Source organism: Pseudomonas sp. S06B 330 (assembly GCF_002845275.2).
Lineage (GTDB): Bacteria > Pseudomonadota > Gammaproteobacteria > Pseudomonadales > Pseudomonadaceae > Aquipseudomonas.
In genome coordinates, this window is sequence record NZ_CP088149.1 from 3,645,391 (window position 1) to 3,663,305 (window position 17,915).

General features: G+C 58.1%; 17 protein-coding genes. 9 read left to right on the forward strand and 8 right to left on the reverse strand.

The window, feature by feature from the left end; genetic code table 11:
- Positions 1-287 precede the first annotated feature (287 nt).
- Positions 288-1,106, reverse strand: coding sequence for a LuxR C-terminal-related transcriptional regulator (locus tag CX511_RS16210; protein ID WP_052675509.1), 819 nt, complete (start codon positions 1,104-1,106; stop codon positions 288-290).
- Between the two features lie 90 nt (positions 1,107-1,196).
- A complete protein-coding gene (locus CX511_RS16215) occupies positions 1,197-1,841 on the reverse strand; it encodes a LysE family translocator (protein WP_045183360.1) in 645 nt (214 codons plus the stop codon).
- Between the two features lie 177 nt (positions 1,842-2,018).
- On the opposite strand from CX511_RS16215, the gene CX511_RS16220 reads away from it, so the two are divergent.
- A complete protein-coding gene (locus tag CX511_RS16220) occupies positions 2,019-2,720 on the forward strand; it encodes a DUF3053 domain-containing protein (RefSeq protein ID WP_045183361.1) in 702 nt (233 codons plus the stop codon).
- Between the two features lie 135 nt (positions 2,721-2,855).
- Here the strand turns inward: CX511_RS16220 and CX511_RS16225 are convergent, their stop codons facing one another.
- Both CX511_RS16225 and CX511_RS16230 read right to left on the reverse strand, forming a co-directional pair.
- Positions 2,856-3,941: a DUF3616 domain-containing protein gene (locus CX511_RS16225; protein ID WP_101292713.1), complete on the reverse strand. Its 1,086-nt coding sequence runs from the start codon at positions 3,939-3,941 to the stop codon at positions 2,856-2,858.
- 234 nt (positions 3,942-4,175) lie between these two features.
- Complete coding sequence (locus tag CX511_RS16230; protein WP_101292711.1) at positions 4,176-5,744, reverse strand: EAL domain-containing protein; 1,569 nt, start codon at positions 5,742-5,744, stop codon at positions 4,176-4,178.
- A 267-nt stretch (positions 5,745-6,011) separates the two neighbouring features.
- On the opposite strand from CX511_RS16230, the gene gltS reads away from it, so the two are divergent.
- The 5 genes from gltS to CX511_RS16255 all read left to right on the forward strand — a co-directional run bounded on the left by gltS (position 6,012) and on the right by CX511_RS16255 (position 10,698).
- A complete protein-coding gene (gltS, locus tag CX511_RS16235) occupies positions 6,012-7,226 on the forward strand; it encodes a sodium/glutamate symporter (protein ID WP_045183366.1) in 1,215 nt (404 codons plus the stop codon).
- A gap of 115 nt (positions 7,227-7,341) precedes the next feature.
- Positions 7,342-7,785 carry a hypothetical protein gene (locus CX511_RS16240; protein ID WP_045183368.1) on the forward strand — a complete coding sequence of 148 codons (444 nt, stop codon included), beginning with the start codon at positions 7,342-7,344 and terminating at the stop codon, positions 7,783-7,785.
- Between the two features lie 125 nt (positions 7,786-7,910).
- A complete protein-coding gene (locus tag CX511_RS16245; RefSeq protein WP_082071314.1) occupies positions 7,911-8,069 on the forward strand; it encodes a DUF2986 domain-containing protein in 159 nt (52 codons plus the stop codon).
- 152 nt (positions 8,070-8,221) lie between these two features.
- Positions 8,222-8,635, forward strand: a complete 414-nt coding sequence (locus CX511_RS25690; RefSeq protein ID WP_101292770.1) for a hypothetical protein — start codon at positions 8,222-8,224, stop codon at positions 8,633-8,635.
- A gap of 269 nt (positions 8,636-8,904) precedes the next feature.
- Positions 8,905-10,698 carry an alpha/beta fold hydrolase gene (locus tag CX511_RS16255; protein WP_045183370.1) on the forward strand — a complete coding sequence of 598 codons (1,794 nt, stop codon included), beginning with the start codon at positions 8,905-8,907 and terminating at the stop codon, positions 10,696-10,698.
- A 358-nt stretch (positions 10,699-11,056) separates the two neighbouring features.
- Here CX511_RS16255 and CX511_RS16260 read toward each other — a convergent pair whose 3' ends face one another.
- Positions 11,057-11,473: an NUDIX hydrolase gene (locus tag CX511_RS16260; protein ID WP_045183372.1), complete on the reverse strand. Its 417-nt coding sequence runs from the start codon at positions 11,471-11,473 to the stop codon at positions 11,057-11,059.
- Between CX511_RS16260 and CX511_RS16265 the strand changes: the two genes are divergently transcribed.
- The 3 genes from CX511_RS16265 (at position 11,472) to CX511_RS16275 (ending at position 13,371) form a co-directional block, all read left to right on the forward strand.
- A complete protein-coding gene (locus CX511_RS16265) occupies positions 11,472-11,651 on the forward strand; it encodes a GNAT family protein (protein WP_101292709.1) in 180 nt (59 codons plus the stop codon). The two genes, CX511_RS16260 and CX511_RS16265, sit on opposite strands and share 2 nt — an antisense overlap.
- A 44-nt stretch (positions 11,652-11,695) precedes the next feature.
- Positions 11,696-12,277 carry a hypothetical protein gene (locus tag CX511_RS16270; protein WP_409077862.1) on the forward strand — a complete coding sequence of 194 codons (582 nt, stop codon included), beginning with the start codon at positions 11,696-11,698 and terminating at the stop codon, positions 12,275-12,277.
- Positions 12,278-12,495: 218 nt separating this feature from the next.
- On the forward strand, positions 12,496-13,371 hold the full coding sequence (locus CX511_RS16275) for a universal stress protein (protein WP_101292707.1): 876 nt from the start codon (positions 12,496-12,498) through the stop codon (positions 13,369-13,371).
- 99 nt (positions 13,372-13,470) lie between these two features.
- Here the strand turns inward: CX511_RS16275 and metE are convergent, their stop codons facing one another.
- The 3 genes from metE to CX511_RS16290 all read right to left on the reverse strand — a co-directional run bounded on the left by metE (position 13,471) and on the right by CX511_RS16290 (position 17,826).
- Positions 13,471-15,759: a 5-methyltetrahydropteroyltriglutamate--homocysteine S-methyltransferase gene (metE, locus tag CX511_RS16280; protein ID WP_101292705.1), complete on the reverse strand. Its 2,289-nt coding sequence runs from the start codon at positions 15,757-15,759 to the stop codon at positions 13,471-13,473.
- 283 nt (positions 15,760-16,042) lie between these two features.
- On the reverse strand, positions 16,043-17,218 hold the full coding sequence (locus CX511_RS16285) for a sensor histidine kinase (RefSeq protein ID WP_101292766.1): 1,176 nt from the start codon (positions 17,216-17,218) through the stop codon (positions 16,043-16,045).
- Between the two features lie 47 nt (positions 17,219-17,265).
- A complete protein-coding gene (locus tag CX511_RS16290; protein WP_101292703.1) occupies positions 17,266-17,826 on the reverse strand; it encodes a lipid-binding SYLF domain-containing protein in 561 nt (186 codons plus the stop codon).
- Positions 17,827-17,915: the final 89 nt, after the last annotated feature.

Below are 17,915 nucleotides of genomic sequence, written 5' to 3' on the forward strand. Positions count from 1 at the left end.
CCAAGATGCCGACTGCACCGGGAGCAACTTCACTGCTCAGCGTCCAGTTGCCCCAGAGCGTCGGGTTAGATTTCCTGATAATTTGAGTAAACTGCCCATTCCAGTTGATCATGTTTATTCGCCTTAAGTGCTGCGCATTGAAAGATCCTTTTTACTGATGCGACTGTACGACTTGAAAAAGCCGCATAACGCCCGACAAGGATGGTTAGTCGTGCGTCGCCATCATCTTGTGCGTGCACCGTCAGTACTTAAATAACGCCGATGGCGTAGTGTTTTAATGCAAGTAATCATGAGCGCTCACCGCCAACGGCATACCACATGAGCGATGCCATGGTGTGCACCCCCATAGACTTCATGGCGTGCTCACGATGCTTGCGCACCGTTGCAGGACTGATACGTAGGCATTTGGCAATTTCTTTACTGGTCAATCCTTTAGCCAGGCACATCACAACTTGCCGCTCACGCGCGCTGAGCCGGGAAAGTGCCAACTGATCCTGGGCCTGGCCCTGCCGTTGCAGCGTGCCGACGGCGAATGCGACTAACTGCGCAGTGCTATGCAGACCACACTTGCCAAGAATGTTGCATCGATGTTTACGCACGGTAAGGGACGCGATCCCCATCGATGAGGCGATTTCCCGGCAGGACCGGCCCCTGGCAACCCAACTGAGCACCTCCCGCTCCCGGGTGGTCAGCCCGACAAACGTACAAGCCTCTTCAGGCTCAACATTGAGTGGCACAGAACCCGCACGGCCGGGTGCATTGTTCAGTTGCAACTTCCAGGACCGGCAGTAGCGGTAAACCAGGCTCTTGCTACCAGGAAAACCGATGGCCTGCAGGCACTCGAAGTAGGTGGCAACGCTGCTGCGTTGACGCTCGCCGCTGTCGATACCCGCCTTGAGCCAGAGCAGCAGGTGCTCCTTGTAGCGGTCAAGCAGCCCCGCAGCCGTTGCGCGTTGCGGGTAACGTGGCTGTCCCCCTTGCGGTGCGGACAGCCAACGTTTGGCAGTGTTTCTGGAGATACACAGGCGTCGGGCAGCTTCACGCACCGAGACACCTTCATGGTGTACCAGATACCGGAGTTTTCGCAGAGTCTGCGCGCTGATCACCTCCGCACTTCCCTGTTGAGTTTCTCAGCAGGATAGGCAGCTAATGTGGCTCAGTTTTGGATTGGAAAATTTCCGCTTTTCTACCGGGTGTTACGCAGCAACCTGGCGACGCATTGTGAGAATGGCAGCGCCGAAACAAATGAACGTCGAACCCACCAGCCGACTGACCCACAGCGAAAACTTCGGCCGTGTCAGCATGCCCTTGGCCCGGGCAGCCAGTGCGGCATACAGGCTCAATGAAGCCAACGACAAAGCCATGAATATCGACGTAAGGATCAGAAACTGCGGTAGCAGGGCTGCGCTCTGGTCGATGAACTGCGGGAACAACGCGGTGAAGAACATCGTCGCTTTGGGGTTAGTGGCTGCGGTCAGCATGGCCGACTTGTACAGCTTCAGTCGCGATGGTTTAAGTGCATGTTGATCCGCTTGAACAGCGTCCGTGAGCATCGGACTCTTTTTCATCAACTGCTTGGCGCCCAAATAGAACAAGTAACCAGCGCCCATGATCTTCACCGCGTTAAACATCCATTCAGAGCTGGCGAGCAAGGCGCCCAGCCCCAGCATGGCAGCCGCCGACAGGCAAAACAGGCCGCAGGCATTGCCCAGCGAAGACCACAGTGCATAACGCGGCCCATAAGCGAGGCTGTTGTTGATCGCCATCAAGGTGGCAGGCCCCGGGCTGGCAATGGCAATCGCCGCAACCAGGGTAAAAGCGAGAAGCGCGTGAAAATCCATTTTTCCGGTTCATCAGTGATTGGCAGGGTTTTGCATGGTACAGGACAACCGTGAGCTAATCCTCATACCGCAAATGTGCTGATTGGATCCATACTACAGAAACGATAAACTTGCCCGCGCTACACAGCGCACACCTCTACCGTGTGCGTGTTCATACCTTACAGGAGCTCCACAGACATGAACGTCTCGTTTCGCCCTCATTGGCTACTCGCCCTCGCCCTTCCCCTCGCCCTCATCGCCTGCGGCAATGATGAACCTGAACAGCGCGCCGCGTTCACCCAGTTTTTGCAAACTCGTATCATCGACAAGCCCGGTGTCCGCGTCCCCAAGCTGACGCCGGATGAGTCGAAGGCGTTTGGCGACTACCGCGTACATTACGCAGTGATCACCGACTTCAATGGCGAGATGGACGCGACGGTAAAACCCCTGGGCAGCCTGGTGCAGAAAGGCTCGATGCGCTCATTGAATGATGTCATTTCACGCCGTGACGATATCAAGGCGATTCAAACCGGCCTGAACGACATGGCCGCGCAGCTCAAGCAGCAACAGGCAAAAGCCGATAGCGCCCACGCCCAGCTCAAGCAACCGGAAGACTTGAAGGTGGTGTATGACAAAGCCTTCGAAAAAACCGTCAGCGTCCCGGCCAACACCTTCCTGCAAGTGCTGCCGCAAATCAACAGCACCCTCGACAGCAGCCTGAAAGTGGCCGATTACGTCAATGCCCACAAGGCACAGATCGAAATCAATGGCCCGGTGGTCAAGGTCCAGGACCCTAACGTGCAGGCGGAGTTGAACACGCTGCTGCAGGAGTTGAACGCCCAGGCTCAAACCATTCAACAGGCTCAAGTACGCATGCAGGCGGTCATGCTCGGGCGCTAAACACCGCTTGGTTATTGAGTACCTATCAGCGCGGGCTTACCGCCGGAGCTGAGCAAGAAAGGCCCGTCGTTGGCGGGCCCTGAATGCACAAAGCGTTAACAGTGCAAGCGAGCGCGAGCACGTCGAGTTGCGCGGCTAACTCAAAACGAACAGATCCCCTTCCACCTCCGTATCGCCGTGTTTGCGCCCCTGCGACGCAGAGTCGTAGAGGATCAACAGCTGCTCCCCGGGTGGTTCCCCCGACTCAAACAAACACATCCCCTCAGCGTGATCGTCACCTTGGCCGAAAGGCACCTCCACTACTTGCTCCAGTTGATCGACAAAGACCACATTTTCCGCGTCGGACGTAAAGCCACCGCGCCAGCGAAACACCGTTACCGGCCCGTCCTGGTTCATGGTCGGGCCCGCGAGGATCAGCAGATCGTCGCCGCTGATGCACAGGTCGCGTACACCCAGTCCGTTTAACGCGAAGAAATGTTTGCGGTAGCGGCGTCCCTGGGGGCCAATCTTCTTCAGCACCAGCGTGTCAGTAGAACCATCGGACAGCTCGGGCTCGATCTCCAGCAGTACAGCCCAACCGCGAAGCACGGGGCCACGCAGCCCCAGCAAGAGGCGCGAGCCGATTACCACCAAACCTTCGATATCAAAACCGTTGTCTTTACCGGGGATGCGCAGGAAGTCGCGCAGCTGATCGTCTTCCGTAATTTGCGCGGTCAGGTCGTTACCGATCGTGTTGCCCTGTAGCTGCGCAGCCGTGCGTCCATCAGCGTCCACCTTCCTGACAAGTGCATAGCCGTCAGGCTCCTGCAGCACAGGGATGCGAGCGAGCAGAAAACGATTGCCGTCCGCCTCCACCGTCGACAGTCGCTTGATGTTCTTCTGCGCAGGCTTGTCGGCTTCAGCCGTCTTGCGCTTGAGGCTATGAGAACCCACCACCCAGAGGTAACCCCTGTCATAGGCCAAGCCTTCGATGTCGATCTCGGCGTCGGACTTGGGTATGGGCAAGTCCAGAAACGCCTGGAGCTGAAATGACCGGTGCGCATCGCACATCAACACTTCACCGGGCGCAGCGGCCTGAATTTTCAGGCGTTCCAGGCTCGTGGTTTCATCGTTGGCCACCCACAGTGTGTCGCCAATTTGCTGAGCAACCGAAAGGCCATCGCGCAATGACGCTAACGCCGGATCAAAGCTCAATAGCACTGCATGGCTGCGCGTGTTCATCAGCGGATGTCCTCAGGGTGCTGACACTGTTGTCGAGGCTAGTGGCTGGCCGATGACAATCAAGGTCATGTGCTAGTGCGTTTTCTCACTGCCGGTAGAACAATGAGGAATATCGTGTGGTGCTAGCTCGCAACGGTGAAAACGACAAGGTCATTTGCCGAACCGCATCAGGTTGGGCGGTCTTGGGTGAGCAGCGGCTACAGCGTGTGGTGTAACCCGGCTAGACGTCACTTATTATGCCGCGTGCTCAACAGCCATGCCCGCATGGGCCTGATAGAAGGCTTCGAACGCCTCAGCAGGCAACGCTTTGGCGAACAACCAGCCCTGCCCGAAGTGCACCCCTTGTCCGCGCAGGTAGTCCAGCTGGGCCTGGGTCTCGATGCCCTCCGCGACCATTTTCAGCTGCAGGCTCTTGGCCATTTCGATGATGTGGCTGGTCACTGGGCCCGCCGTAGCATCCGCGCCGATGCTATCCACGAACGATTTGTCGATCTTGAGAATATCCAACGGCAATTGCTGCAGGTGCTGGAGGCTGGAGAAACCGGTGCCGAAATCATCGATGGCGGCCAGATGGCCCAACGCCCGTGCGCGGTCAACGGTTGCACAGGCAGCATCGATCTGCATAAAGCCACGCTCTGTAGCCTCCAGCCAGATCTGGTTCGGGAGCACTCCGCTGCGGCGCAGGGCCATCTCCAGTTTGGGCAGGAAGCGGCCACTGCTAACGTCTTCGGCCGCCAGGTTGATCGCCACGTGCAGGCTGCGCTCCTGCACCAGCAGTGGGCCGAGGTCATGCAGTACGCTGTCGATCAACTGGTCGGTGATCGGCAAGATCAAGCCGCTCTGCTCAGCCAGTGGAATGAACAGGTCAGGACGCACCAAACTGCCATCGCAGCGGCGCCAGCGCAGTAGCGCTTCGGCCCCCACACAGCGGCCATCACTCAGGTTCATGATCGGCTGATAATGCACGATGAACTCGCGATTGCGCACCGCCCTGCCGAGTTCGGCCAGCGGCGACAAGCGCTGACGCGTACGCTTGATGAGCATCACCGCCAGCACGCCGGCGAGCAGCCCGCCAACGGGCAATAACAGCATCTCTTTGCGAACCAGGCCTTGCAGTAACTCCTGACGCGACAGTGCGGCAATGGCCACCCAGTCGCCGTTGTGTACCACGGTATAGAGATACCCCTCCTCAAGCCCCTTGGCCGAGCCCGAATGCACGCGACTTAAAAATCGCTCCACCCCCGGCCGCGACGCACTGACCAAGTGGCCTGCAGCAGTACCGACGGCCAACTGCAGATCGTCTTCGACCATTACCTGGAGGAACTGCTCGGGGTCTACCAATACATTGAACGCCGCGTATTGCAGCGCCATCATCGGTTTCGCCGAGACAAGGTTCGGCTGCACGCCGAGCGACACGCGTACGCCGTCGGCGGTGGTGAAGTCCTCTTGCCAGGGCGTCACAGAGTGTCCCACCGCGCCCCAAGAATCGCAGGCGTAGATTTCTTCCTCGACATAGCCAACCGACTTCACCGAGAAGGTGTTGATGGTCAACAGACGCATCGCGTCGATACCTTCTGGTGTGCACGGCGCGAAGCTGGAGCCGGCGATGCTCTTGAGTGCTTCGCCAGCCTCGTGGAAGGTGCCGCTGGCCCGGCTGGAAGCAACCGCAGCCAAAGTGTCCAGGCGCTGCTGGGCAGCGTGCAGATTCAACACCCAGGCCAGATAGCCCATCAACAACACCGGCAGCAGGACACACGGAAGCCCCAGGAGGACGCTTCCCCAGACAATACGTTTTCGATTCATGGTGCCGCCTTGGCCGTTGGCCTGTGCCCTGCCATCACAGCCTAAGACGGCGCCTGCCAATGCACGTTGCTACAGATCAACAGCGCTACCGATTGCTTAGAGGCGTCTGCGCTGCGGGGTCAAGCATCATCGTGCCCCTTGCTATCGACGACTACGAGGACGCTTTAACCTCCCTGCTATGCTCCATCCACCGTTTATTGATGCCGATCAGAACGCTGCACCGACAAATCCTGATAATGCGTTGTCCAAATTTTAAGGCAGGCGTTAATGACCTCCCAAATCTTTACGGTTCATGGCCTTGTAAGTTTCACCCTGGCTATCCTCCTGCTGTTCCTCGGCAAAACCTTGGTCCAGCACAACGCCTTACTGCGTCAGTACTGTATTCCCGAATCAGTGGTGGGCGGTTTCGTGTGTGCAGCGGTTACCTCCCTTCTTTACTTCGGTCTCAATATCCAGATCGAATTCGACCTGCAAGTACGCGACACCTTATTGTTGTATTTCTTTGCCGGCATCGGCTTGAAATCGGACATGCGCCAACTGCTCAAGGGCGGGCGCCCGTTACTGATCCTGCTGTTGCTTGCCAGTGCGTTTATCGTCCTGCAAAACGTACTGGGCATGGGCATGGCCGAGGCGTTTGGGCTCGACCCCAAGGCCGGTTTGATGGTCGGTTCAATATCCCTCACCGGTGGGGTGGGCACTACCCTGGCGTGGGCACCGCTGTTTGTCGAAAAGCTGGGAATAACAAACGCCCATGAACTGGGCATCGCCAGCAACACCGTCGGCCTGATTGCCGCTTGCGTGATCGGCGGCCCTATCGCCAACCAACTGATACAGCGTTATCGCCTGACCCCGTCCCGGGAAGGCGAGCTGGAAATCGGCATCCTCGAGCACCAACGCAACAAGGCGGTGGACTACTACGACGTGCTCTGGGCGTGGATGTGGCTCAACCTGACCCTGATGCTCGGCTATGGCCTCAACCTGTTGCTGGTGGATGCCGGCATCACCCTACCCAAATTCGTCAGTTGCCTGTTCGCCGGTATCGTCATTCACCATATCGTTCTGGCCGTACTGGGTGACAAGCGGCTGAAAAGCTGGAGTGGCGCTAGCCTGGGCCTGGCACTGATCTCTGATATCTGTCTGGGCATGTTTTTGACCATGGCCCTGATGGGCCTGCAACTATGGCAGCTCAGCGGCGCGCTGCTGTTCATTCTGTGCACCTTGACCCTGCAAGTGCTGCTGACGGTTGTTTATACCTACTTTGTGGTGTTCCGCTTCATGGGCCGCAATTACGAAGCCAGCGTCATTGCTTCGGGGTTCGGCGGGATCACCTTGGGTTCTACGGCGACGGCCATCGTCAACATGACCACCGTGACGCAAAAATACGGTGCAGCCCACCAGGCCTTCCTGATAGTACCGCTGGTGTGTGGCTTTTTCATTGACCTGGTCAATGCCATCATCATCGGCATGTTCAGTGGTATTTAGCCTATCCGCAGGCGGGTGCGGATGACCACCCATCAGCCAGATCCCGCGCCGGGAGCAGACCACTAGACTTCATAGGGGGGACGACATCAACGCACCTCACATCAGGAGATCTGTGATGAACAGAACATCTTGGCTGGCGTTGGTAGTGGCGGTTGGGGCGATTTCAGGGTGCGCAAGCAGAACCGAGATCGTCGATGTCCCCCTCAATGCTACCCCGCAAAATGCAGGACACATCGCTCGCGCCTCACTCAGCCCGGTGGGCAACCACACCAGCATCTACCTTAACGTTGGCGGCGTCCCCAACCACATGGCGGTTCCTAGCCGCCTGGACACCGCTATCTACGCGGGCTCCTGCCAGCATTTGAGTGCAACCCCTGCGTACCAGACCGACAAGGCCGACAACGTCAATTATCTCTCGATGGCCCCACGTACGCGGTATTGGGCCCAGGCCCCGGTGGCGCTGAGTGACTTGACCCAGGGTGACTATGCCTTGCTCGTCAGCACCAGCCCGGCAGATGGCAGCCGTCCGCTGTTCTGCGGCAAGATCAGCGCAGGCTAGACGCGAGGCGAGCCAGCAACGCGGTACCGAGGCCGGCGCGACGTGCTCCAGGCGCGATCGCACCGGTCCGATACCCGCGCCAGCTGGAGCTGATATCATTCAAGACTTTACCCGCCGAGTCGACAATGAACCGTCAGAAAAAAATAAAGCAGCTTTTAAAGGCACACGCCAAAAAAGCCAGCGCCAAATTGGCACCGAAAAACAAGCCTAAATACATTTGTAAAGCTGACCGATTGAAACTGGAAGCTGAATCCAGTTGCGAGCCAAACATTCCCGCAGAGTAAAACAGTTGTTTTTTAAGTAGCCGCTTCCCAGAACTTTTCTCTGTTTATTGGTCTATGTGGATAGGCCCATGCGCTTGGTAAGTGCGAATTCGCACGCTTCCCGTCGCCAGGTCGCCACACGTCCGATTGTCAATCAGAGGTTGTCTTCGCTCATGAAATTCCATGATCCACGGAGGGTGCTCTTTGGCCTGTTCGCGTTCGCGGCATTGGGCTCGGCATCAGCAACACAGATGAAGGTCTCAACCCCTGCTCTAGCCACTGAAGCCCCGACTATTGAGGCTCCGGCCCAGGCTGCCGGCAACCCTTGGCCAACCTTGGTCAGCATCGCTGAAAAACAACCAGGCCCGTTGCTCGCCCATGACGATCGGTACTCGCATGACGGCCGTTGGCACGATCATAGAAATGATTGGCGTAGAGATGATTGGCGTCGGGAAAACTGGCGTAGAGATCAATGGCGTAGAGAGCAAGCCCGCCGCGAAGCTGACCGGCGCCGAGATTGGGAACGCCATCATGATCGGGCCATGCGCTACCGCTATGAGGACGATCATCGCTACTACCGTCGTTAATGACGGCTGACCGGGTATCACCGATCGTGCAGCACGTCACGACGCGTCGGCCCTGTCTCACTGTGTGGCAATCAAACGGTCCAAGGATTTGACCGTTTGATGAGCGAACGTCTATCGGCATCCCCCCTTCAGTTCGTCGGTCCGCACCGTCCTTGTCATGAAATGAAAATCCGCTGTCGTGCGATGAGAGGTTGCCGCAACCGCTGCTGCCCTAAAGTCGGTGTCAAACAATAAAACCGGACACCGCGCCCGGAAACACGAGAGCCGCCATGAGCAAATCCCCCCGAACAAGCGAGACCACAACGCCCACCAAAGGCCCGCAGGCGACCGGCCGAAAGCGTCGCGTTCGCAAGGATGGCGATGTCCCGGGCAATCCCCTGCAACACGAACTGATCGGCACGGCGGCCAACCAGACCCTGGCAGGCAATCCGCTTGTCAGCGTGCGCCCGGCCGACCTGGCCAGCTCGGCCGGCTACCTGTTCAAGGCCGTGGGCACGTCGCCGCTCAAAGCTGGCGCTCATCTGGGCGGCTACCTGAAGGCGTTGCGCGGCATCGTCGCTGGCAACGCCTGCATTGCGCCAGATCCGAAGGACAAGCGCTTCGCCGATCCGGCCTGGCAATCCAACGCCTTCCTGCGTGCACTGCTGCAGAGCTACCTGGCCGGCCAAAGTGAGTTGACCCGCTTCATCGAGTCCACCGACCTTGCCCCGTTGGAAAAGAGCCGAGCCCGGTTCGTAGCAGCACTTTTGGCCGATGCACTGGCACCGAGCAACTCGCCGCTAACCAATCCGGCGGCGCTGCGCAAACTGGTGGACACCGGTGGCATGAGCCTGGCCAGGGGCGTGCGTCAGTTCGGCGAGGATATGCTGAACAACCGCGGGCTGCCGAGACAGGTCGACAGCACGCCGTTCAAGGTAGGAGAAAACATCGCCACGGCTAAGGGCGAAGTGGTGTTTCGCACCGAGATGTTCGAGCTGCTGCAGTTCGCACCCACCACCGAAAAGGTTTATGCCCGACCCTTGGTGATGTCGCCGCCGCAAATCAACAAGTACTACGCCATCGACTTGTCGCCGGAGAAAAGCCTGATCAAGTGGATCCAGGACAGCGGCGTGAACCTCTTCGTCATCAGTTGGCGCAATCCCACCCGCGAGCATCGCGACTGGGGCTTGTCCGATTACGCGCTGTGCCTGGACCAGGCTGTGGACGTGGCGCGCAGGATAACTGGTAGCCCGGATGTGAACATGTGGGGCTCCTGCTCGGGTGGCATCACCCTGGCGGCCTACCTGGGCTGGCTGGCGGCCCGTGGCGAAAACCACAAGGTGGCCAACACCAGCTGGGCCGTGTGCGTGCTCGACATGCCCTCGGCGCTGGACGACACCACCTTAGGGCTGTTCACCACCCCGTCCGCGCTGCGCGCGGCCAAGGCCAGCTCACGGCGCAAGGGCGTTCTGAGCGGCCAGGGCATGGCCCGCATGTTCGCCTGGATGCGGCCCAACGACTTGATCTGGAACTACTGGGTCAACAACTACCTGTTGGGTAATAAGCCGCCGGCCTTCGACATCCTTGCCTGGAACAACGACACCACGCGGCTACCCGCCCAACTGCACGCGGACTACCTCGACCTGATCCAGCAGAACCCCTACAGCAACCCGGGCGCCCTGGAGATTGCCGGCGAGTCAATCGACATGACCCAGGTGAAGGTGGGGGCCTATGTGGTTGGCGGCACCACTGACCACATCACCCCCTGGCAAGGCTGTTATGGCACCGCCCGGCTGTTTGGCGAGGACACAACCTACGTGCTGTCCAACGCCGGCCACCTGCAGAGTCTGGTAAACCCGCCGGGCAACCCCAAGTCGTTCTACTACGCGGCGCCTGCCGCCGCCGAGGCCCCGGAAACCTGGCTGCAGAATGCCGGGGAGCGCCAGCAAGGCAGCTGGTGGCCGCATTGGCGCGAATGGATCGGGCAGCGCTCGGGCGACAGCCTGCCCGCGCCGAAGAAACTCGGCTCGCGCAAGTACCCACCCCTCTGCCCCGCACCTGGCACCTATGTCATGGAGCGTTGAGGCTGCCCTCTCTTCATTGAGCTGCCCCCACGCCACCCGTGGGGGCAGCGCCTTGCGCAACAAGTGCCCAAGCCAAGTGCACACCCCATCGGGAACACCGGCCTACAGCGAGTGGTTAGGCGTACGTATGCCGTTGGCGCCGCAGAACGACCTACGTGGCCTTGCCCGACGGGTGTAACGTAATGTCCGCAAGAATAATGGGGCACACAAGGGTGGCCTGTGAGCCTTACTTATCGCTTAAGGGCCAGGCGCAACCTTTAAGCGACTGGTCTGCCTGGTCGGGATCAAAAAATGAGGGGGGATGATCGACCGCTTCCGGCCAAGTGCGCACGCGCCGTCGAAGCTAGGTACATGGGACTTATGCATGCTTGGCCAACGCGCTTTTCACATACAGCAACGCGCGTTGAAAGACCGGATGGCAATGGGCAAGCGGCAAATCATTGAGAGGCGCCCAAAAGAAACTGAAGGCGTGGCCATGATCGTCGAGTGTTTGGTGAGTCCATTGCTCCGACAACGGAACGTGCGCCTCACACCGTTGAAATGACCACACCTGATCCAGATGGCCCGCGCTCCAACAGCCCAAGTCGCAGACAACGGTAGCAGCGTCGATTCCGGACTCTTCGCTTAACTCGCGTAACGCGGCCTGGGCAGGTGTTTCACCGGGTTCGATCGTCCCTTTGACCAACTGCACGCCTGCCAGCGGATGGCGGAATAACAAGATGCGTGGGGCGGCCGTGCCCGCCAGAATAATGGGGCAAGCTTTGTTGGGTGACATGATGATCTCCTTATCGACAGCATTGTTTCGCGTCTATTACTCCGCCGTTCATGGTATCGCATCACGCGATGACTCCCACGACCAGATCGAGGCCTGGGCGCCCGCGAATATTGACCCGGAGCGCTGGGCGAATCACCTGCTCGAAATTAACCCGTTCGTGGTGGAGAAAGAGGGATGAAGCGGCTGTGCTACCGTGGCAGCCCAATCAGATCAACATAGGAAATGGACGTGTCTGAAAATCTCTACGCCCCTCAACGAGCAGAAGGGGTCAGCGCAACCGAAGCGCAACGCCCCTTCTATACGGTATCCAGAACCAAATTCCTGACGTTGTTCCTGCTGACCTTTGGTAGCTACCAGTTGTACTGGGCCTACAAAAACTGGCAGCAATTCAAGCAGGCCTCAGGCAAGGAAATGTGGCCCATCGCTCGCGCCTTGTTTGCGATTTTCTTCACTCACGCGCTGTACCGGGAAGCTAATGCCCGAATCAAGCAAAACGGGACCACCTATGACTGGCGACCCGGCGAGTTAGCCACGTTGTATGTGGTGATCGCGATCATCAGCAACGTGCTGGATTCACTGGTGCGAAAGAACATCGGTTTTCCGACTATCGATCTGATCAGCCTGGCGCTCCTACCGCTGCATGGCTGGGTTACCTGGCAGGGTCAGCGTGGTCTCAATAAAGCGGCCGGCGACCCGCTGGGTGAAAGCAACGCGCGCCTCACGCCGATCAACTATGTTTTCATCGTGCTCGGCGTGCTGCTCTGGGCCCTGATGGTGTTCAGCTTTACATTGCCGCCGGAATAAGTACCCGGAACATGTGCCGGACAGAGGGTCGTATGTTACGACTTGATGCGCTACGTTTCGACCCGGTGCTAGCGCGGCCCTTCCATTGACGTAAATCAAAACGCTAGGTCTGGTTCGCGAGAGGATGGCTCAACGCAAGGAATGGATCGATAACGCCCCCTTTGAACTCAAGGTAACGTCGTCGATTCATGTGCACAGCACTGTATAAGGAGCCTCATATGACCTCGTTGAACCACGTACTGGTTGCCACTGACTTGTCGACCTCTGCCCGCAACGCGGCAGAGCGGGCGGCACAATTGAGCAAGGCGCAGCACGCGTCACTGGATTTGCTGTACGTCGCAAATCCGGCCCCTTTCGAGCGTCTCAAGCAGGCAGTGGTACCTGATGACGATTTGTTGAAACACGCGCTAGAGACAGCAAGAGAAAAAACTCACGAACTGGCAGACCGGCTGTTCCAACGCTATGACATCGCCGCTGGCGTACAGGTGGCCCCTGGTTCGGTTGTCACGGAAATCACCCGTGTGGTGCAAGACAAACACTCCAATTTGCTGGTGTGTGGGGCGAAAGGACATAGCCTGGCCCGTCGCCTGCTGCTGGGTTCTACCGTGCAAAGAATGCTGAACCGTATGCTCTGCCCTTTGCTGGTGGTCAAGCACGCACCCCGCGATGCATACCGTACCGTGCTCGTTCCCGTTGATTTTTCGCCGTCATCGCTCCGGTCCATCGAACTCGCGAAGTCGATTGCCCCGCAAGCCGAGATCGTACTCCTGCACGTATTCGAAGCCCCGTTCGAGGGGAGCATGCGGTTCGCCCACATTGACCAAGACACCCTCACTCACTACCGAAATGTCATCCGCAAAGACGCGGCGGAACAACTCGCCACCCTGAGCGCTGCCGCTGGGCTGTCCAATGCTCGGCAAATCGTGGTGCACGGTGACCCGTCCTGGCGGATCGTTGAACAGGAGCAAGAGCTGGACTGCGATCTGATCGTGATTGGCAAGCAGGGTGAAAGCGCACTGGAAGAGCTGTTGATCGGCAGCGTCACCAAGCATGTCCTTAACGAATCGCAGTGTGATGTGCTGGTGTCACTGTAGGCGGTGTACCTTTGCGCCAGTTTTAGTCCCAGTAGTAAACGCCAGCCGGCGCACATTCACGTGGTCCGGCTGGCGGGTCATGCATAGACCGCTAGGGCTTCAAGCCAGCTCTTTACGCAGTTGGCGGGCGGCGGTGACCATGTGCACCAGAGCGGCTTCGGTTTCTGGCCAGCCGCGTGTCTTCAGGCCGCAGTCCGGGTTGACCCACAGGCGCTCGGCAGGAATGCGCTTGGCAGCTTTGCGCAGCAAGTTGGCCATTTCCGCAGCATCCGGGACGCGTGGCGAGTGGATGTCGTAGACACCTGGGCCGATTTCGTTCGGGTAGTCGAAGGCTTCGAACGCCTCCAGCAGTTCCATGTCCGAGCGCGAGGTTTCAATGGTAATGACGTCGGCATCCATTGCCGCAATGGACTCGATGACATCGTTGAACTCGCTGTAGCACATGTGCGTGTGGATCTGGGTTTCGTCACGCACACCCGATGCGCACAAGCGGAAGACTTCGGTGGCCCAGTCCAGGTAGTGCTGCCATTGCGCCTGGCGCAGGGGCAGCCCTTCTCGAAATGCGGCTTCGTCGATCTGTACGATCTTGATGCCTGCCGCTTCCAGATCGACCACTTCGTCACGAATGGCCAGCGCCAGTTGGCGTGCCTGTACTTCGCGGGTCACGTCTTCACGCGGGAACGACCACATCAGCATGGTAACAGGGCCGGTCAGCATGCCTTTCATGACCTTGGCGGTAAGGCCTTGAGCGTAACGTGTCCATTGGACGGTCATCGCTTTTGGACGGCTCAAGTCACCGACAATCACCGCCGGTTTCACACAGCGTGAGCCGTAGCTCTGTACCCAGCCAAAACGGGTGAACACGTAGCCGTCCAGTTGCTCGGCGAAATACTCGACCATGTCGTTTCGCTCGGCTTCACCGTGAACCAATACGTCCAGGCCCAGGCACTCCTGCACTTCGACGGCGTGGCGAATTTCGCTCTGCATCGCTTCGGTGTATTCAGCTTCGGACAACTTGCCTTGTTTGAATGACTGACGTGCCAGGCGGATTGCGCCAGTTTGCGGGAACGAGCCGATTGTCGTAGTTGGGAGCAGTGGCAACTCCAGGCCGGCACGCTGCTTGACAATACGGCTGGCGAACGGTGACTGACGCTGGCTGTCCTTGGCGGTAATCGCCGCCACACGAGCCTGTACGCCAGGGTTGTGGATGCGCGTCGAGGCAGCGCGGCTGGCTTGTACTGCACGACTCTGGGTCAGGGCTTCCAATACTGCCGGGGCGTGCGGCTCGTTCACTGCATGGGCCAAGATGGCGACTTCTTCGCACTTCTGTACGGCGAAGGCCAGCCAGCGCTTGAGTTCAGCATCCAGCGTGTCTTCACGACCCAGATCAACCGGGCTGTGCAGCAAGGAGCACGAAGGCGCTACCCACAGACGGTCACCCAGACGCTCGTTGGCGTGCTGCAGCACGGCCAGGGCTTTTTCCAGGTCGCAGCGCCACACGTTGCGACCATTGACCAAGCCCAACGACAGGACCTTGTAGGCTGGCAGGCGATCAAGAATGGTCGGGTACTGGTCCGGTGCACGTACCAGATCAATGTGCAGGCCGTCGACTGGCAAGTTGGCCGCCAGGCCGAGGTTCTCTTCCAGACCACCGAAGTACGTGGCGACCAGTTTTTTCAGGGGATCACGCTGGATCTGGTTATAGGCGCGTTCAAACGCGTTTTTCCATTCTTGAGGCAGGTCGAGCACCAGGATCGGCTCGTCGATCTGAACCCACTCAACGCCCTGAGCTGCCAGGCGCTGGAAAATCTGACCGTACAGCGGCAACAGACGATCCAGTAGTTCGAGTTTGTCGAACTCCCCCCCTTTCGCCTTACCAAGCCACAGGTAGGTCAGTGGACCGATGACGACAGGTTTGACGTTGTGGCCCAGGGCCTTGGCTTCTTCGACTTCTTCGAACAACTGGTCCCAACCCAGCTGGAACTGCTGGTCGGCGGTGAATTCAGGGACCAGGTAGTGATAGTTGGTGTCAAACCACTTGGTCATTTCCTGGGCGTGCGCACCGCCGCAGCAGCTGTCGCTGACACCCCTGGCCATGCCAAACAGGGTCTGCAAGGACACGTTGCCGTCGTGCGGGCGGAAACGCTCGGGGATCACACCAACCATCAATGAGTGGGTCAGCACTTGGTCGTACCAGGCAAAATCACCAACCGGCAGCAGCTCGATCCCCGCCTGTTTCTGAAGCGCCCAGTGCGTCTTGCGCAGATCACTACCCATAGCACGCAGGCCGGCTTCGCTGAGTTCACCCTTCCAGAAAGCCTCTTGAGCTTTCTTCAGTTCGCGATCGCGTCCAATGCGCGGGAAGCCAAGGGAATGGGCCAATGCCATGACAGAAACTCCAATGTGTTTGATGGGAGCCATTGTCGACACTCACCCTAGCGTGAGACAAACTCATTTTCCTCTTGATCAACACAAGTTTTATTCATTATCAAACGTTCGATATCAACCACCTAAAAACGGCCACGGCTGTTCTCAATGGCTGATTTTGAGTCACCTTGGGCAGAGCAGTGCGGTAAAAAGCAGTGTCAACAGCCACCCCGTCACAAACAGCCCTACTCCGGGCGCGAAATGCGCAATAACGCTGAGGCCAACGTTTACACGTTGGACAACCTCACCGCCCAGACAGTGGGAAAGTGGCAATGAATTGGGTACCCAACGCGGCGGTAGAGCTGACCGTGATGTGCCCTTGATGAGCGCTGACGATTTCACGAACGATAAACAGACCGAGTCCAACACTTCGTAGTTCTGCATTGTCATGACTACCGCGAATCATCGGCTCGAACAAATTGCTCAGCAGTGCCGCAGGAATCGGTGTCCCTAAGTTGTGCACGGAAAGGGTCACTGTGTTGTCCTCAATGTGAGTAGACACAGTGACAGTTGAACGCTCTGCACCATAGGCGATAGCGTTGGCCACCAGATTGCCTACTAACTGATACAGTCGATCACTGTCTGCGTAGAATTCCCCCTCGCCGCTACGTAGATGGACCAAGTCGCTCTTGGGGAATGAAAGCCGAATTTCTTCAAGGCAGTCAGCAACCACATCATGGAAGCTAAGCGGCATGCGCTCCACAGTAATCCCGCGCCCTACCTGGACCAGGGTAAAGTCCAACAGGTCAGCAACCAAACGTTGAGCACGCTCGACCGAATGGCTGATATGGCCCAGCATCTGGATAGTCCTAGCGTCCGGATCACGCCGCAACAGAATTTCCGCCGCCATTCTTATCGCCGACAGCGGATTGCGTAAATCGTGGCTGACAATTCCAATCATCTGCTCAGCAAAGAGCGCCCGGTCTTCGGCGGCAGCATAGACAGTGCGTAGCTTGCCTTGCGCAATCTCCCGGGAGCGCTGGGCCTTCAGGTTCTTGGCTAAGTGCCCCTCAGCAAGCAAGCGGGCATTGACCAGGCCTCGTTCATATTTACGCCGGTCCTCTGTCTTAAAAAGAGCCAATTCATGAAAAACGCCATTAGAACGCGCACAGCTTATGGCACTTAACATCATAGGTATCTTGTAGCCATCATGGTGCATAAGGTCGAACTTGACGTTGGCTACGCCCCCCTGAAGTTGCATGAGCGGCTGCCAGTACGCCTGATGAAAAGTCCTCGCTTCCAGGCTCATCAGCTCTTGGATGCGCATGCCAAGCAGTGTTTGCTGCGAGTAGCCCATCCAGCGGCAGAACGTCAGGTTCGCACGTTCGATGCATCCGTTTTCTGCCGTCAAAAGCAACCCTTGAACGGCGTCTCCACTGGGTAGTTCTGCTGCAGGATCAGGTTCATTGTGGCTTAGCATGACGGTGTGGCCCAAGAAGAGCTTCAAGCTTCCTCTATCTGGAAAATTTACCGTTTTATCAACGATATCTTAGTACCTTCGATACTGATCCCGGCCATCAGCCCTTGCTGGTCGAAAACAAAGGCATAGGCGTCCTGCTTCATCGTCGAGCTCGAAAGGTTCTTCGCTACGCCGTGGTCCACCAGCACCACCGTCGGGCCAACACCAACCTCCCAGCCTTTGCTGTCTTGAACATACTTCAGGGCGTTATCGGTCATCAAAAACACTGCATACGCATAGGACTGGGCCCCGGCTTGCAATCCCCAGGAACCTGTAACCGAGTTGTAATAGCCCGCCACGTTCTTGCCCTTGTACAAGACCCCTTCCCCATAGCTGCCACCAAACACCAGTCCGGCCTTGATGACCTTGGGGAAAACCAGCACGGCTTTAGCGCTGCGTGACATGTTTTCGGCCAACGGATAGGCCTTGTAGAGAATCTGCAAAGCCTGACGAGCGTCCTTGTTCAGATCATCTGCAGTGGCGGCACTGGCTGTGTTTTGCAGCCCCACGACCAACAGTGAAAGAGCCATCAGTGCGATGGCAAGAAAGGGCCTCAGTAACTGTTTCATGACGCACTCCGACACCGGTGCCTGCCGGCTGACTGTGAATGACAGGTTCTAGAGTGAGGCCAAAGGTGTAACGAGTCTGTTCGCTACCG

Coding starts and splice junctions, on each gene's coding strand:
- CX511_RS16230 (WP_101292711.1), bottom strand. CDS start 5,744: ATGAATCGAAAACGTATTGTCTGGGGAAGCGTCCTCCTGGGGCTTCCG.
- CX511_RS16260 (WP_045183372.1), bottom strand. CDS start 11,473: ATGTCACCCAACAAAGCTTGCCCCATTATTCTGGCGGGCACGGCCGCC.
- CX511_RS16225 (WP_101292713.1), bottom strand. CDS start 3,941: ATGAACACGCGCAGCCATGCAGTGCTATTGAGCTTTGATCCGGCGTTA.
- CX511_RS16285 (WP_101292766.1), bottom strand. CDS start 17,218: ATGCTAAGCCACAATGAACCTGATCCTGCAGCAGAACTACCCAGTGGA.
- metE (WP_101292705.1), bottom strand. CDS start 15,759: ATGGCATTGGCCCATTCCCTTGGCTTCCCGCGCATTGGACGCGATCGC.
- CX511_RS16275 (WP_101292707.1), top strand. CDS start 12,496: ATGACCTCGTTGAACCACGTACTGGTTGCCACTGACTTGTCGACCTCT.
- CX511_RS16245 (WP_082071314.1), top strand. CDS start 7,911: ATGAACCGTCAGAAAAAAATAAAGCAGCTTTTAAAGGCACACGCCAAA.
- CX511_RS16270 (WP_409077862.1), top strand. CDS start 11,696: ATGGACGTGTCTGAAAATCTCTACGCCCCTCAACGAGCAGAAGGGGTC.
- CX511_RS16240 (WP_045183368.1), top strand. CDS start 7,342: ATGAACAGAACATCTTGGCTGGCGTTGGTAGTGGCGGTTGGGGCGATT.
- CX511_RS16255 (WP_045183370.1), top strand. CDS start 8,905: ATGAGCAAATCCCCCCGAACAAGCGAGACCACAACGCCCACCAAAGGC.
- CX511_RS16220 (WP_045183361.1), top strand. CDS start 2,019: ATGAACGTCTCGTTTCGCCCTCATTGGCTACTCGCCCTCGCCCTTCCC.
- CX511_RS16265 (WP_101292709.1), top strand. CDS start 11,472: ATGATGATCTCCTTATCGACAGCATTGTTTCGCGTCTATTACTCCGCC.
- CX511_RS16215 (WP_045183360.1), bottom strand. CDS start 1,841: ATGGATTTTCACGCGCTTCTCGCTTTTACCCTGGTTGCGGCGATTGCC.
- CX511_RS25690 (WP_101292770.1), top strand. CDS start 8,222: ATGAAATTCCATGATCCACGGAGGGTGCTCTTTGGCCTGTTCGCGTTC.
- gltS (WP_045183366.1), top strand. CDS start 6,012: ATGACCTCCCAAATCTTTACGGTTCATGGCCTTGTAAGTTTCACCCTG.
- CX511_RS16290 (WP_101292703.1), bottom strand. CDS start 17,826: ATGAAACAGTTACTGAGGCCCTTTCTTGCCATCGCACTGATGGCTCTT.